Source organism: Geomonas subterranea, from assembly GCF_019063845.1.
GTDB classification, from domain to species: domain Bacteria; phylum Desulfobacterota; class Desulfuromonadia; order Geobacterales; family Geobacteraceae; genus Geomonas; species Geomonas subterranea.
Genome location: NZ_CP077683.1, coordinates 4,079,479 through 4,092,071, shown reverse-complemented (window position 1 = coordinate 4,092,071; position 12,593 = coordinate 4,079,479). Strand labels below are relative to the sequence as shown.

Annotated in this window: 15 protein-coding genes; all 15 read right to left on the bottom strand. The window is 65.1% G+C overall.

Annotated elements, in window-relative coordinates; all coding sequences use genetic code 11:
* Positions 1–81: 81 nt before the first annotated feature.
* The 15 genes from KP001_RS17910 to KP001_RS22090 all read right to left on the bottom strand — a co-directional run bounded on the left by KP001_RS17910 (position 82) and on the right by KP001_RS22090 (position 12,481).
* Positions 82–579 (bottom strand): MotE family protein, encoded by a 498-nt coding sequence (locus KP001_RS17910; protein WP_217286915.1) that lies wholly within the window; start codon positions 577–579, stop codon positions 82–84.
* The gene (gene fliJ / locus KP001_RS17905; RefSeq protein WP_217286914.1) at positions 576–1,016 is read right to left on the bottom strand and encodes a flagellar export protein FliJ; all 441 of its coding nucleotides are present in this window, start codon (positions 1,014–1,016) and stop codon (positions 576–578) included. Before fliJ ends, KP001_RS17910 begins: the two co-directional genes overlap by 4 nt.
* Before the next feature lie 85 nt (positions 1,017–1,101).
* On the bottom strand, positions 1,102–2,403 hold the full coding sequence (gene fliI, locus KP001_RS17900) for a flagellar protein export ATPase FliI (protein WP_217289645.1): 1,302 nt from the start codon (positions 2,401–2,403) through the stop codon (positions 1,102–1,104).
* A gap of 13 nt (positions 2,404–2,416) precedes the next feature.
* Positions 2,417–3,130, bottom strand: coding sequence for a FliH/SctL family protein (locus KP001_RS17895; protein WP_217286913.1), 714 nt, complete (start codon positions 3,128–3,130; stop codon positions 2,417–2,419).
* Positions 3,117–4,109, bottom strand: coding sequence for a flagellar motor switch protein FliG (gene fliG / locus KP001_RS17890; RefSeq protein ID WP_199395774.1), 993 nt, complete (start codon positions 4,107–4,109; stop codon positions 3,117–3,119). The genes KP001_RS17895 and fliG overlap by 14 nt, the downstream gene beginning before the upstream one ends.
* 29 nt (positions 4,110–4,138) lie before the next feature.
* Entirely contained in the window at positions 4,139–5,713 is a 1,575-nt protein-coding gene (gene fliF / locus KP001_RS17885; protein ID WP_217286912.1) for a flagellar basal-body MS-ring/collar protein FliF, read from the bottom strand.
* Between the two features lie 147 nt (positions 5,714–5,860).
* On the bottom strand, positions 5,861–6,175 hold the full coding sequence (fliE, locus tag KP001_RS17880) for a flagellar hook-basal body complex protein FliE (RefSeq protein ID WP_217286911.1): 315 nt from the start codon (positions 6,173–6,175) through the stop codon (positions 5,861–5,863).
* A gap of 16 nt (positions 6,176–6,191) precedes the next feature.
* A complete protein-coding gene (gene flgC / locus KP001_RS17875) occupies positions 6,192–6,629 on the bottom strand; it encodes a flagellar basal body rod protein FlgC (protein ID WP_217286910.1) in 438 nt (145 codons plus the stop codon).
* Positions 6,629–7,051 (bottom strand): flagellar basal body rod protein FlgB, encoded by a 423-nt coding sequence (flgB, locus tag KP001_RS17870; RefSeq protein ID WP_217286909.1) that lies wholly within the window; start codon positions 7,049–7,051, stop codon positions 6,629–6,631. The genes flgC and flgB overlap by 1 nt, the downstream gene beginning before the upstream one ends.
* 114 nt (positions 7,052–7,165) lie before the next feature.
* Complete coding sequence (locus KP001_RS17865) at positions 7,166–9,253, bottom strand: tetratricopeptide repeat protein (protein WP_217286908.1); 2,088 nt, start codon at positions 9,251–9,253, stop codon at positions 7,166–7,168.
* 173 nt (positions 9,254–9,426) lie between these two features.
* Complete coding sequence (locus KP001_RS17860) at positions 9,427–10,431, bottom strand: response regulator (protein WP_217286907.1); 1,005 nt, start codon at positions 10,429–10,431, stop codon at positions 9,427–9,429.
* Positions 10,432–10,442: 11 nt separating this feature from the next.
* A complete protein-coding gene (locus KP001_RS17855; RefSeq protein ID WP_404813561.1) occupies positions 10,443–10,952 on the bottom strand; it encodes a chemotaxis protein CheX in 510 nt (169 codons plus the stop codon).
* The gene (locus tag KP001_RS17850) at positions 10,949–11,311 is read right to left on the bottom strand and encodes a response regulator (RefSeq protein ID WP_199395781.1); all 363 of its coding nucleotides are present in this window, start codon (positions 11,309–11,311) and stop codon (positions 10,949–10,951) included. The genes KP001_RS17855 and KP001_RS17850 overlap by 4 nt, the downstream gene beginning before the upstream one ends.
* 133 nt (positions 11,312–11,444) lie before the next feature.
* Entirely contained in the window at positions 11,445–12,179 is a 735-nt protein-coding gene (locus KP001_RS17845) for a sensor histidine kinase (RefSeq protein ID WP_239027818.1), read from the bottom strand.
* Positions 12,119–12,481: a PAS domain-containing protein gene (locus tag KP001_RS22090; RefSeq protein WP_239027817.1), complete on the bottom strand. Its 363-nt coding sequence runs from the start codon at positions 12,479–12,481 to the stop codon at positions 12,119–12,121. Before KP001_RS22090 ends, KP001_RS17845 begins: the two co-directional genes overlap by 61 nt.
* Positions 12,482–12,593: the final 112 nt, after the last annotated feature.

Below are 12,593 nucleotides of genomic sequence, written 5' to 3'. Positions count from 1 at the left end.
TTTTGTCTTAATTGCGGCAGCGCCGATACGCCGCCGTTTCCCATCCGCCTCAAGCGGCGTCTGATAGAGATGTCAGTTGGGTCAGTTCCCGGCGAGGTTCAGCCTGGTCCACTCGAGGACCCGGGGCTGGTTGATGAACGGGATCAGCTTCACCGCCGTCTTCTGGTCCATCTGGTTCAGCATCTGGATCACCATCTTCTCGTCCAGCTTGTTGAGCAGGGTCCCCGCCTCCTCAGGCTTCAACCCCTTGTAGATCTTGATCATCTTCTTGTAGCGCTCGTCGTCCTGCTTCTTCTTGGCGGTGAGCGACTCCTCGATCCCCTTCTTGGCCGCGTTCAACTCGGCCACCCGGGCGTCCAACTTGGCGGAGAGCTGGTTCAGGGCGGCTTCCTTGGCCGCCAGGGCCGCCTCTTTCTGCGCCAGTTGCTGCCGCTTCGCCTCCAGGGCCGCGCTCTCGCTGGACATGTTCCGGGGCGGGTTCTTCACCTCCGCCGCCTGGGCGGTGAACATCTGCCGTTCGTTCCATAACAGCGGCAGGGCCAGCACCACCAGCACCAGCACGCCAATCAGCTTTTTCACTTATGCCCCCTCCCCTGCACGGCTATCTCGTCCAGGAAGGCCCTTTCGCGGTTCAACTGTTCCATGCGCAGGTCGCGCATCTTCTTCTCCTTGAATACCTCGAGCGCCTTCTTCTCCTTGGCCGCAGCCAAAAGCGCCTCGCGCTTTTCCTGGACCGCCTTCTCGAGCGTCACGAGGCTTTCCCGCAACTGCTGGATCTCGTGGCTTTTCCTGCGCGAGAAGTTCCCGTAAAGCTGCAGGTCCTTGGCCTCGATCCCCTTCATCTGGCGCTGGGCGTATTCCTGCTCCAGCTGCTCCATCATGGCCTTCTCGTTCTTCAGCCGCTCCCTGGCGCTCTCGTGCTGCTGCTTCGCCGCCGCGAGTTCCAGCTGGTGCATCTTCTCCACTTCCTTGCGGAACTTGAGCACCTGTTCGAGCCTGAATTCCTGTCCTGCCATGGCTTACTCCCTCCCACCTTCGCTAAAGCTACGGTGGGCAAGCCCCTTGCCACACCGCAAAATAAACCCCGCACCTTTTGAGGCGCTAATCGTTCAGACTTCCCGTCCCGAAGATCCGCGCCAGAGCCTCGATCGACTCCTCGAAGGTGACCTGGTCCGCCACGTCCTGCTTCAGGTAGGCGACCATCTGGTCCATCCGGGATATGGCGAGGTCGATCTTCGGGTTGCTGCCGGCCTTGTAGGCGCCGATGTTGATCATGTCCTCGGCCTGGCGGTAGGTGGCCAGGGTCTCCTTGAACTGCCCTGCGAGCGCCCGGTGCTCCCTGCTGGTCACGTCGCTCATGACGCGGCTCGCGCTGTTCAACAGGTCGATGGGAGGATAGATGTTCCTCGCGGCCAGCTCGCGGGTCAGGATGATGTGCCCGTCCAGGATGCTGCGCATGGCGTCGGAGATCGGCTCGTTGAAGTCGTCCCCCTCGACAAGTACCGTGTAGAGGCCGGTGATGCTCCCCCCCTGGAAGTTGCCGGTCCGCTCCAAAAGCCTCGGGAGCGCGGCGAACACGCTCGGGGTGTACCCCTTGGTGGTGGGGGGCTCGCCGATGGCCAACCCCACCTCGCGCATCGCCATGGCGAAACGGGTGGCGGAGTCCATCATCAGGAGCACCTTCTTCCCCTGGGCCTGGAAGTACTCGGCGATGGTGGTCGCTATGTAGGCGCCGCGCATCCGCACCAGCGGGGGCTGGTCGGAGGTCGCCACCACCACGACCGATTTCCGGAGCCCTTCGGCCTGCAGATCCTTCTCGATGAATTCCCGCAGCTCCCGGCCGCGCTCGCCGATCAGGGCGATCACGTTGACGTCGGCCTCGGTGTAGCGGGCGATCATCCCGAGAAGCGTCGACTTGCCGACGCCGGAGCCTGCCATGATGCCGACCCTCTGCCCCTCGCCGCAGGTCAGAAGACCGTTGATGGCGCGGATGCCGAGGTTCAGGGGCTTCCTTATCGGGCGCCTTTTCATGGGGTTCACCGGGAGGGCGTAGATCGGGTACTCGTCCGCCACCTCGATGGGACCCTTGTCGTCGATCGGCTCCCCCAGCCCGTCGATGACCCGTCCCAAAAGGGCGGGCCCGACCCCCAAAGCCGCCTTCTCGCGCCGGACCGAGATCACGCTCCCCAGTCCCACGCCGCGCAGCTCGCCAAGCGGCATCAGCAGGGTCTTGTTCTCGCGGAAACCGACCACCTCGGCGGGAATGGGGGGATGCCCCTCGGAATGGACCTCGCAGACGCTCCCCACCGCGGTCTCCGGGCAGTACCCCTCGATGACCAGCCCCACCACCTGGGTGACCTTGCCGTGGAAGCGGACCGGCTTGGCCGCCTCGACCACCGGCATGTAGCGCGCCAGATCAATCCCCACTTGCCTCTTCCTCCCGCCGCGCGTTCCTCTCCTCGGAGAGCCGGCGCATGATCTCGTCGAGCTGGGCGTCCAGACCGGCGTCGATGTTCCCCCGCACCGTCTCGACCAGGCAGCTCGCCGGCCCGAGCGCCGGGTCCTCGCGCAGCGTGATCTTCTTCCGGTCCCGGGAGAGCGCCTGGAACTGCGGCGAGTATGCCACCACCTGGTACTCCTCCGGGTTGAGCCGCACCACGATCTCACCCTCGTCCGCGGCAAGCTCCACCGCGCCGTGCACCAGGCCGGCGACGAGCCCCGGGTCCAGGGAGAACTCGCGCATCATCACCTTGCGCGCGATCAGCACGGAGAGCTTGAGGAGGTCCTCCTCGGCGTCGTGCATGAGCTGGGCCCGCAGGGCACCCGTGGAGAGGAGCGCCTGGGCCAGCGCCTCGCTCACCTTGGCGAGATCCTCCTCGGCCTGCTGCCTCCCCTTCCTCATCCCTTCGGCGTGCGCCTGCTGGATCCTTTTGAGCGCCTCGTCCTCGGCGATCATGGCGGGGGGTGCCTCGGGTTCCTCCTCTTCCTCGGCCGGAGCGGGCTCCTCCCCCCCCAGCTGGATGGGACGGAACACCTCCTGTCCGGCGGAGGGGACCAGCACGCCACCCAGCGGCTCCAGGGTGTAGGCCTCGGTCTCGAACCCCTTCCTGATGATCTTAGACGAGGACATCTTCCGCCCCGCGTCCCGCGATGACCACCTTCCCCTCCTCCTCCATCTTCCGGACGATCTTGATGATCTCGCTCTGGGCCTTCTCCACGTCGGAGAGGCGCACCGGCCCCATGACCTCCAGGTCCTCCTTGATCATCTCGGCCGCGCGGCTGGAGATGTTGCGGAAGATCTTGTCCTTCACCTCGTCCACCGAGGTCTTCATGGCCAGGGTCAGGGTGTCGTTGGAGACCTCGCGCATGATCGACTGGATGGCGCGGTCGTCCAGCTTGAAGATGTCCTCGAAGGTGAACAGGTGCTTCCTGATCACCTCGGCCAGCGGCGGGTTCATGGTGTCGAGCTTGTCCAGGATCTTCTTCTCGCGGCTTCTGTCCAGGTGTGCGAACATGTCCACCACCTTCTCGACGCCGCCGACCTTGAAGCGCTGCACCCCACCAAGGGCGGTCAGCTCCACCCGGATCACCTCGTCGATCTCGGCCAGGATCTCGGGGGAGACCTGGTCCACCTCGGCGATCCTTATCACCACCTCGGCCTGCAGCTCCTGCGGCAGAAGGGCGATGATCTCGCTGGTCTGCTTGGGCTTTAACTTCGCCAGCACCACGGCGATGGTCTGCGGGTGCTCCTGGGAGAAGAAGTTGGCGATGGTGCGGGGGTCCATGGTGGAGAGGATGTCGGCCATGTCGCCGATACCGGAGGTGCGGATCTCCTGCAGGAGGGTCTCGGCCCGCAGCGGACCCAGGGCCTTCTCGAGGATCTTCTTGACGAACTCCTCACCCTGGGAAAAGAAGCCGGTCTCCGGGTTGGTGATGTCGGTGAACTCCTCCACCACCGAGGCGATCTCCTCGCGCGGGACGTGGCCGAGCTTGGACATGCTCTGGCTGATCCGCTTGATGTCGCCGTCATCCATATGCCCGAATACCTTGGCGGTCGCCTCGGGGCCCAGGTACAAAAGGAGTATGGCGGCCTTCTCGGCTCCGGTCATGCTGCACCTCTAAAGGTCATGGTTCTCATCTACTCCTTGCGCGACAGCCAGTTCTGCAGGATCTGGGCGGCCTGGTAGGGGTCCTGTTTCACCTTCTCCACCAGCTCGATCTGGGTCACCCGCATCTTCTCCTGGGCGATCTTCTGCATCTCGAGCATGTGGGCGTTCTCGGCCTCGTCCTGGATCGGGAGGAATGAGGAGGAGGCGGGCTTCTCGCTCTTCAGCGTCTTCAAAAGCGGCCGGATCACGAACAGTATCAGGGCCAGGAACCCCAGGCCGATCAGTCCGTTCTTGATCAGGGCCTGCACGATGGGAGCGTCGTACCACTTCGGGGCCTCGCCACCGGTATCGCCGGTCTCCTGGAACGGGATGTTGGCCACGGTCACCTGGTCGCCGCGCTCTGCGTTGAAGCCGACCGCGCTCTTCACCAGCGCCTCGATCTTCTGCATCTCGTCCGGGGTCCGGGGCTGGTACTTGGGCGTGGCACCCGGCTTCGCCCCAACCGGGAGGTCGTACTTGCCGTCCACCAAAACGGCGATGGACACCTTGGAAAGCGCCCCCACCGGCTCGATGATGCGGGCGGTGGAACGGCTCACCTCGTAGTTCAAGGTCTCGTCGGTCTTGGAGCCGCCGCCGCTCTGGCCGGGGGCTCCCGGTGCGTTGCGCCCGAGGTTGGTCTGCGCGCCGGGGACGCCGGAGGCGGTGGTCGTGGTCCCCCCCTTCTCCTCGCTTCTCTGCTCGCTTCTCACCGCGGCGGACTCGGGATCGTAGCGCTCCTCGTATTTCTCGACCTGCTTGAAGTCGAAGTTGGCGGTGACACGGGCCACGCACTTGCCGGAGCCAACCACGCGGTCCAGAAGCGACTGCAGCTTGTCCTCCTGGGTCTTCTCGAAGTTGCGCTGGGTCTCTTGGCGGGAGCCGGTCAGCTTGCTGGCCGGGTCGGAGGGGGTGTTGCCGGAGAGCATCTTGCCCCGGCTGTCCAGGACGGTCACCTGCTCCGGGTCCATCCCCTCGATGGAGGCGGCGATCAGGTGCACGATCCCCTGCACCTCCCCTTCCCTGAGCATCCGGTTCGATTTCATCTTGAGGACGACCGATGCGGTGGCGGGTTTCTCCGCCTCCTTGAACAGGGTCTTCTCCGGGATGGCCAGGTGCACCCGGGCCGACTCGACGCCGGCGATCTGGGAGATGGTGCGGGAGAGCTCGCCCTGCAGGGCGCGCTGGTAGTTCAGCTTCTGCACGAACTCGGTCATGCCGAAGTTCTTGCGGTCGAAGATCTCGTAGCCGACGCCGCCACCCTGCGGCAGCCCGTCGCTCGCCATGGAGAGCCTCAGGTCGTACACCTTGTCCGACGGGACCAGGATGGCCTTGCCGTCGGCGGCGATCTGGTACGGGACCTTCTGCTCCTTCAATTTTTTGACGATCTCGCCGGCGTCGTCGCTGTTCAGGTTGGCGAACAGCGGGCGGTAGTCGGTCTTGTTCGCCACCGTGATCAGCGCCCCGAAGGCGAGCAGCGACGCGAGCGCCACCCCCGCGACGACCAGGCGCTTCCCGTTCGACAGAGCGAGAAAAGGTTCCAGCAGTTTTTTAAGCCCTTCCGGCATGGTGTCCCCGTGTTTCCTTTAATCCCCCCCTCCCTTGACGGGAGGGGGCCGGGGGGTGGGTGAAGCAGCCCTCGGCATCCCAAGTGGCACCTTCCCCCACCCCCTAACCCCCTCCCGCAGGGGGAGGGGGACCTATTCAGCTGCCTTTTATACCGGCATCCTCATGATCTCCTGGTACGCCTCGACCGCCTTGTTGCGCACCTGGGTCAGCATCTGGAACGAGATGCTGGCTTTTTCCACCGCGAGCATCACCTCGTGCAGCCCCTTGCTCTCGCCGGTGGCCAGCCCCTGGATGGAACGGTCGGCGGCGCCCTGCTGCTCGTTCACCTTGGAGACCATCTCCTCCAGAAACTTGCCGAAGCCGACGGTGGGGTTGCTTTGCGCCCCCTGGATTCCCTGCGTCTCTTGGGTGGGAAAAGCCTCGGAGAGCCCGCCTACCTTGGTAAGTGCCGATATTTCCATGTAGTACCTCCGTTACCTAGCGCAGCAGGTCGAGCGTTTTCAGTGCCATGCTCTTGGCCGCGTTGGTCGCCGTTATGTTCGCCTCGTAGCTGCGACTGGCCGTGATCATGTCGGCCATCTCCTCGACCACGTTGACGTTGGGATACGCCACGTAGCCGTTCCCGTCCGCGTCCGGGTGCCCCGGCTCGTACTGCAGCCGCGGGGGCCTCTGGTCCTCGTTGATCTGGGTAACCTGCACGCTCTTGGCCTCGTTGGCGCGGGAGAGTGCCGCGCCGAAGGAGTTCCCCTCCTTGACCGGGGTGGCGGTGAACACCGCATCCTTGCGCCGGTAGGGTCCCCCCTCCGCGGTCCTGGTGGAATTGACGTTGGCCAGGTTGGAGGAGATCAGGTTCATCCTGGTACGCTCGGCGGCGAGTGCCGAGGCGCTGATGTCCATGGAGGTGAAAAAGTCCATTATAAGGTACCCCTTATGGCCTGCTTCAGTTCCTCGAACTTCTTGGTGAGGATCTGCACGCTGGCGTTGTACATGATCTGGTTCTCGGCCAGGCGCCCCATCTCGGTCTCCATCTCCACGCCGTTGCCGTCGGGAGCCATGTTGCGGGAAGTGACCTCGACCACGTCACCCTGCACCCTTTCCAGGGAGCCCGCGGATGCGCCCTTGAGCGGTATGTGGCGCGGGTTGGTCAGCGCTGCCGTTTTCCTTCCCCCCTTCAGGGCGCTTTTCAGCTGCCCCTCAAAGGAGATGTCGGTGCTGGTATAACCCGGAGTCTCCACGTTGGCGAGGTTCGCCGAGATCATCGTCTGCCGCTTCGCCCTCAGGTCCAGGGTCTTGCCCAGAAGTTCCACCGTGGTCCCGAATAATCCTTGTACTGGCATCTCTTCCTCCTTGGCCGCCAAGCTGCAATAGCAAAAGGCGTACCACCCGGGGGAGGTCCCTGTTATCGGCAGGTTACGCCGGAGGGCCTCCGCCCGGTCATATTTTTGACAGTGTCAGGGGAGCTGACCGGCGATCTTCATGCGCCAGTTCAGGTCGCTGAGCGCCTCCGAGGCGAGCCTGCCCCAGGCCCCCCCGGTCGCGGCCCCCTTCTCCCAGGTCGCCTTGGCCTGACGCACCTCACCCAGCTGCAGCTGCAGCTCGCCGGTCTTGTACAGGAACTGCCCGCTCATCTCCCCGGAGGCGACGCTCGCCCCGACCACGCAGGCCGCCAGCGCACGCTGGTAGTCCTTGCCGGCGGCGAGGGCCGTGGCCAGGGTGAAGTAGCCGTCCGGGAGCAACGGGTTGTCCCGTTTCGCAGCCAGGGTGAAACGGGCGAGGCTGCGCACCGCGCCGGCATGGTCCTTGGCCCCCTCGAGCGCCTTCCCGAGGTAGTATTCGCTGTCCGGCAGCTGGGGCGTCCCCCCCTTGGCGCGCAGGAAGGCGAGCTGCGCGGCGGCGCCGGGGAGGTCTCCCCTCTCGAAGGCGAGCCGTCCCAGCTGTTCCCGCACCCGCCCCGCGTACCGGTCACGGGGGAAGCGGGAGAGGAAGTCGCGGGCGGTCGCCTCGGCCAGCGGCACGTTGCCGATGGCGACGGCGTCGTCGACCATGCGGGCCAGCAGAAACGGCGCGCTGCCGGCGGCCCAGTTCTTCTGATCCAGGTAACCGAAGAGCTCGAGCTCCTTTGCCGTGGCGCCGCTCTTCTCGAAGGCCTGCGAGATCCTGGGGGCGAAGCCGGGGTCGCCGAAGCAGCGGGCCAGGTACTCCCGGTTGTCCAGGGCGAGCTGGACCAGCTCCTGGTCCTTGCCGGCGGCCGCGGCGTCCTGGTACACCGGGAAGAGGATCTCCTCCCGCATCTTCTTGACGATGGTGCTGAAGATGCCGCGCGGGTAGCGCCGGTCGTAGGTGATGACCGTGTCCAGGGCCTCCCTGGGCGAGGCGTAGAGCGAGAGGAGCAGGGTCATCTTGAAGAGCGCCTCGTCGCGCGAGGATGGATCCCCGGGCTCCTGGTAGACCGCCCGGTATTTCCCCAAAAGTTCCTGGTAACGGTCCCGGGACAGCGTGAAAAGCTCCCGGTCGGCGAGCTTCAGGCGCGCCCTGCCGGCCGCGGCGCTCCCGGCCGCGTAGACCGCAACGCTTCGGTACATGGCGAGGGCCGCCGTCTTCTGGCCGTTGCGCTCGATGAGGTCGGCCAGGCGGTTCAGGAGCTCGGCCTGGTACGGGGTCCCGAGGTACCGGTTCATGAGGCGCAGCAGCAGGGCGCGCGCGGCGGGGAAGTCGCCGGTCCGCGCCAGCGCGTCGGAGTAGGGCTGCAGGAGTTCCGGGGCCTGCTCCAGGTACTGGGGCCAGAGCGCCTCCCCCTGACGGAAATAGGACAGGGCCTCCTGGTGACGCCCCAGCCGCTCCAGGGCCTCGCCGAGCCGGAACGAGGCGAGCGCCTTCGGGGCCGCCCCCTTGTTGGTGAACATGGAGAAGACGTTTACCGCCTCCTCGGCCCGGTCCCGGTACAGGAGGCTTTCCCCCTGCTGGAACAGGAGCGCCTCCCCCTCGGGGAGGAGCCCCTTCAGAACCTTCCCGTCGGTGGGGGCGAAGGGGACCCCGCCGGGGTCGGCGTCGAAGTCGCGCACGAAACGCTCGGTGCCGGAGAGGATCGGTTCACGCCCCGGGGCGATGTCCACCCGCACCGCCCGCTTCACCCCCGGCCCGACGTCGAGGGAGAGGACGCTCGGGTTGGCGCAGGAGACCACCTGGACCCCGGGCTCCGCCTCGCGCACCGCAATGGAGACGCTGAGCACGCCGCGCAGCTCCGAGGTGGTGACGCCGGCGAGCTCCCTGTCGTTCAGGGCACGCAGTTTCTTGAAAGTCGGGGAATCGGCCCCGCGCACCTCGAGCCTGACCCGCCCGGGGAGGACCCGGAGCGTGTAGTCGGGGGGGGACTGGAAGAAGAGGTTGACCCTGGTGAACCCCTGGTGGGGATGCACCGCGACGCGCCACAGGCGGTTCTCCTGCTGCGCCAGGGCGCTTTGCGGGAGGGCGCAGGCGAACAGTATCGTGACGAGTCCCAGGAACAGCCCCGGGCCGGGTATGCGCAGCGTGAAGGTCATGGGGAACTGCAAGGCAAAAGCCATGCCGTAGGGGCGCGGGAAGCGTCAACCCGCTAACCCGTCAATCCCACGGCACTTTATCCAGGGGGGATTTTTCCGCGGCGCCCGTAAGGCGCCCAAGGAGGCGGGCCAGTCAAAAAAACGGAGCACCGGGATGTTTTTTTGACTCGGCCCTAGTGGTGCAGGATCTGCTGCAGCTTGTCCGCCAGTTCATGCGGCGCGAAGGGGGGCATCACCACCCCCTTGACCCCCGCCTTGAGCGCCTTCAGCACCGCGGTCCGGGTCCACTCGGGGGCGGAGAGGAGCACGGCGCCGCCGCTGCGGTCCACCAGGGGGACCACCCGCTTGCAGATGGCCAGGTCGCGGTCGGAGGTCTGCTTGAGGCAGATGAACGCGGCACGGACGTCCCCCTGGGCGAAGAGCCCGGGGAGGTCCGCTCCCAGCGGCGCGTCGATCAGGTTGAGGCCGCTTTCGGCCAGCTCGTGCACCAGCTCCTGGCGCACCTGGTCATCCCCCAGGACGAGGATGGAGGGAAGCGGCCCGGCGCTCTCCCCGGCCGCCGCCTCGGCCTCGGGTACCGCCTCGACCGCAGCCTCCTCCGGCTGCGGGTCGAAGAGGTTGGCCAGCGGGTGGGGGATCAGGATGTCCACCATGTTCATCTCGTGCCCCTCGATCTGCAGGGGGGCACGGTACATCAGGTAGTCCCCCTCCGGGAAGGGGAGCTCGTCGGTGAGCGGGTCCGTCCCCGGGACGTACTTCTGCGGCGGGAGGAGCTTCAGGTGTACCTTGTCCGGCAGGTTGGGCTGGAAGATGGAGTTGAAGGAGCCGATGATCTGGTTGGCGATCTCGCCGAAGGCGTCCACGTCGTCCGGCTCCTGGATGGAGAGCCGGCGCTTCTCCTGGATCCTCGGCCCGGGGATCCCCAGGAGAATCGAGCTCATCACGATGGTGTCGCCCAGCGAGAAGAGGAGGTAGAAGAAGCCGGGGTACGCCTCGCGCGACTCCACGCCCACCACGTAGATGGGGTTGTCCTCGTCACCCAGGTAGCTCTTGCGGTTGGTGTTGAGGACGTCGGAAGCCGCGACACTCATGGCCTGGCCGAGGAGCATGCTGCTCTCCTCGCCGGCCTGCTTCATCGCGGCGTCCAGCATCGATTGTAGCTTTTCGAATGCAGCCATTACCGTACCGCCTAGACTTCCTTCCTGAGCTTCAGGCCGACCAGGAAGCGGTCACCCTCGTTGGTGAAGGGGATGATCACGCAGTCGCTGTCGGCCATCGAGTTGACCGTATAATCCTCGCCCGAGATCACGGTGGGGATGGAGAGGTTGATGTCCAGCCCCCCCTTGGAGAGGATCTGCTTCACGTACCCCCCCAGCATGTTGGCGATTTCGCCCAGGGCGTCGTTGACGTCCTCCCCCACCTCGTCCACGTCCATCCCCAGCATGTTGGAGGTGATCCTGAGGGCCAGGTGCTGGGGGCAGTGGATGGAGAGAATCCCGGTGTAGGTCCCCGCCAGCCCGACCATCCCGGTGACCGAGCAGTGGAATGAGGTGACCGGCTCCTTGAGGGGATAGCTGTCCTCGAGGGCCATCATCACCATGGTCTCGAACACCTCCTTGGTGGCGTTGATGACGTAGCTGGCCAGATCCGCCTCCTGCAGGTGTGTCGCGGCTGCGATTTCCTGGTTGAGGGACATCATAAAAGTCCTCCGAGCTTCTCGTTCAACTGGTCCGGCGTGAACGGCTTCTTGATGCTGTCGCTGGCGCCGTTGTTGATCGCCTCCTTGAGGATGTCCTCGCCCCCCTCGGTGGTGATCATGACGATCGGGGTGTTGACCCCCTTGCCCCGGACGCACTTGATGAATTCCAGCCCGTCCATGTTGGGCATGTTGATGTCGGAGAGGATCAGGTCGATGGTTTTCCCCTCCATGGCGGAGAGGGCCTCGATGCCGTCGCCGGCCTCGTAGATGTCGTCGATGGCGAGCCCCGCCTGGCGCAGGCTGCGGGAAATGATCTTTCTCATGGTCGAGGAATCGTCCACTATCAATACGTTGCCCATGCTGTTCTCCTCCTTGGCTGTTAACTGTGCGCGCACAGGGCGGCTTTTATTTCGTTTCCGGGGCGCTCGCCCCATCGGGCGGAGCCGATGACTGCCTAATCGGCGCCGGACGGCGGGAACTTTAACCCTTAAATCAGAGCTTGAAGCTGCAGCGCTCGTTGCGCAGCGGCAAAAGGACCGAGAAGCAGCTCCCCTTGCCGGCGCTGCTCTCGACGCGGATACTCCCGCCGTGCGCCTCCACTATGGCCTTGCTGATGGTGAGCCCGAGCCCGGTCCCCTTGAAACCCTGGGCCCCCGAGGCGCGGAAGTACTTGTTGAAGATGCGCGGCAGTTCGGTTTCGGGGATGCCTATGCCGGTATCCCTGACCTGGACCAGCAGGCAGTCGTCCTCGATGGTGCTGGTGACGCTGATGGTGCCGCGCCTGGGGGTGAACTTGATGGCGTTGCCGATCAGGTTGGCGAAGACCCGGGTGATCTGTTTCTCGTCGAGGTCGAGTGTCGGAATTCCGTCACAGATCTCGCTCAGGAAGTATGAGCCGTGTACCGCGGCCTCCCGTTCGCCGTCGCGGCAGCACCCCTCCAGCAGGCCGTGCGCGTCGCAGGGCTGCCGGTCGATCTGCAAAAGCCCCGCCTCCAGCCGGTAGGCGTCCAGCACGTCGTCGATCATGGAGAGCATCTTGACGGCGCTCTTGTCCATCTCCTTCACGAAGAGGTGCAGCGAGGGGTCCATCTTCGAGGGCATCTCCCCCATGAGCGCCTGCATGTACCCCATGATCACGGTGAGGGGGGACTTGAGGTCGTGGGTCATCATGGCCACGAACTCCTCGCGCTGGCGCTTTTCCCTCTTGTCGTTGCTGATGTCGCGCAACTGGAAGAGTTCCCCTTCGAGGGGGCTCCCCCAAGCGGGGTGGAACGGACCTGGATCACGGCGCCGTCGACGCTCACCTCCACCGGCTCGTCCTGCGCGTTCTCGCTCAGCACGCGGTAGATCGGGGTCCTGAGCGGCAGCATGTCCACACGCTTCCCCAGGACCTGGGCCCGTTCGACGTGCAGGATCTCCTCGGCCCTGCGGTTGATGAACAGCACCTTGCCGCCGGCGTCGAGATAGACCGTCCCGCAGTCGACCTCCTCCAGCAGACGTGCCGCCAGGTTTTTACGTTCCTCCTCCATAGGCCCTCCACCTTCAAACAAACCCTCGTTTGGCTTATCGGAACCTGTTTGCATAGCTTGAGCCAAAAGAACTGCAAAAGTTTACCAGAGGGAGGGTGAATGGGAATTATGG

Excerpts from the sequence above, each read along its gene's own strand:
- fliJ (WP_217286914.1), bottom strand. The coding sequence starts at position 1,016 with ATGGCAGGACAGGAATTCAGGCTCGAACAGGTGCTCAAGTTCCGCAAG.
- fliI (WP_217289645.1), bottom strand. The coding sequence starts at position 2,403 with ATGCCGGTGGTCGAGGCGGCCAAGCCGGTCCGCTTCCACGGCAAGGTC.
- KP001_RS17895 (WP_217286913.1), bottom strand. The coding sequence starts at position 3,130 with ATGTCCTCGTCTAAGATCATCAGGAAGGGGTTCGAGACCGAGGCCTAC.
- fliG (WP_199395774.1), bottom strand. The coding sequence starts at position 4,109 with ATGACCGGAGCCGAGAAGGCCGCCATACTCCTTTTGTACCTGGGCCCC.
- fliF (WP_217286912.1), bottom strand. The coding sequence starts at position 5,713 with ATGCCGGAAGGGCTTAAAAAACTGCTGGAACCTTTTCTCGCTCTGTCG.
- fliE (WP_217286911.1), bottom strand. The coding sequence starts at position 6,175 with ATGGAAATATCGGCACTTACCAAGGTAGGCGGGCTCTCCGAGGCTTTT.
- flgC (WP_217286910.1), bottom strand. The coding sequence starts at position 6,629 with ATGGACTTTTTCACCTCCATGGACATCAGCGCCTCGGCACTCGCCGCC.
- flgB (WP_217286909.1), bottom strand. The coding sequence starts at position 7,051 with ATGCCAGTACAAGGATTATTCGGGACCACGGTGGAACTTCTGGGCAAG.
- KP001_RS17865 (WP_217286908.1), bottom strand. The coding sequence starts at position 9,253 with ATGACCTTCACGCTGCGCATACCCGGCCCGGGGCTGTTCCTGGGACTC.
- KP001_RS17860 (WP_217286907.1), bottom strand. The coding sequence starts at position 10,431 with ATGGCTGCATTCGAAAAGCTACAATCGATGCTGGACGCCGCGATGAAG.
- KP001_RS17855 (WP_404813561.1), bottom strand. The coding sequence starts at position 10,952 with ATGATGTCCCTCAACCAGGAAATCGCAGCCGCGACACACCTGCAGGAG.
- KP001_RS17850 (WP_199395781.1), bottom strand. The coding sequence starts at position 11,311 with ATGGGCAACGTATTGATAGTGGACGATTCCTCGACCATGAGAAAGATC.
- KP001_RS22090 (WP_239027817.1), bottom strand. The coding sequence starts at position 12,481 with ATGGAGGAGGAACGTAAAAACCTGGCGGCACGTCTGCTGGAGGAGGTC.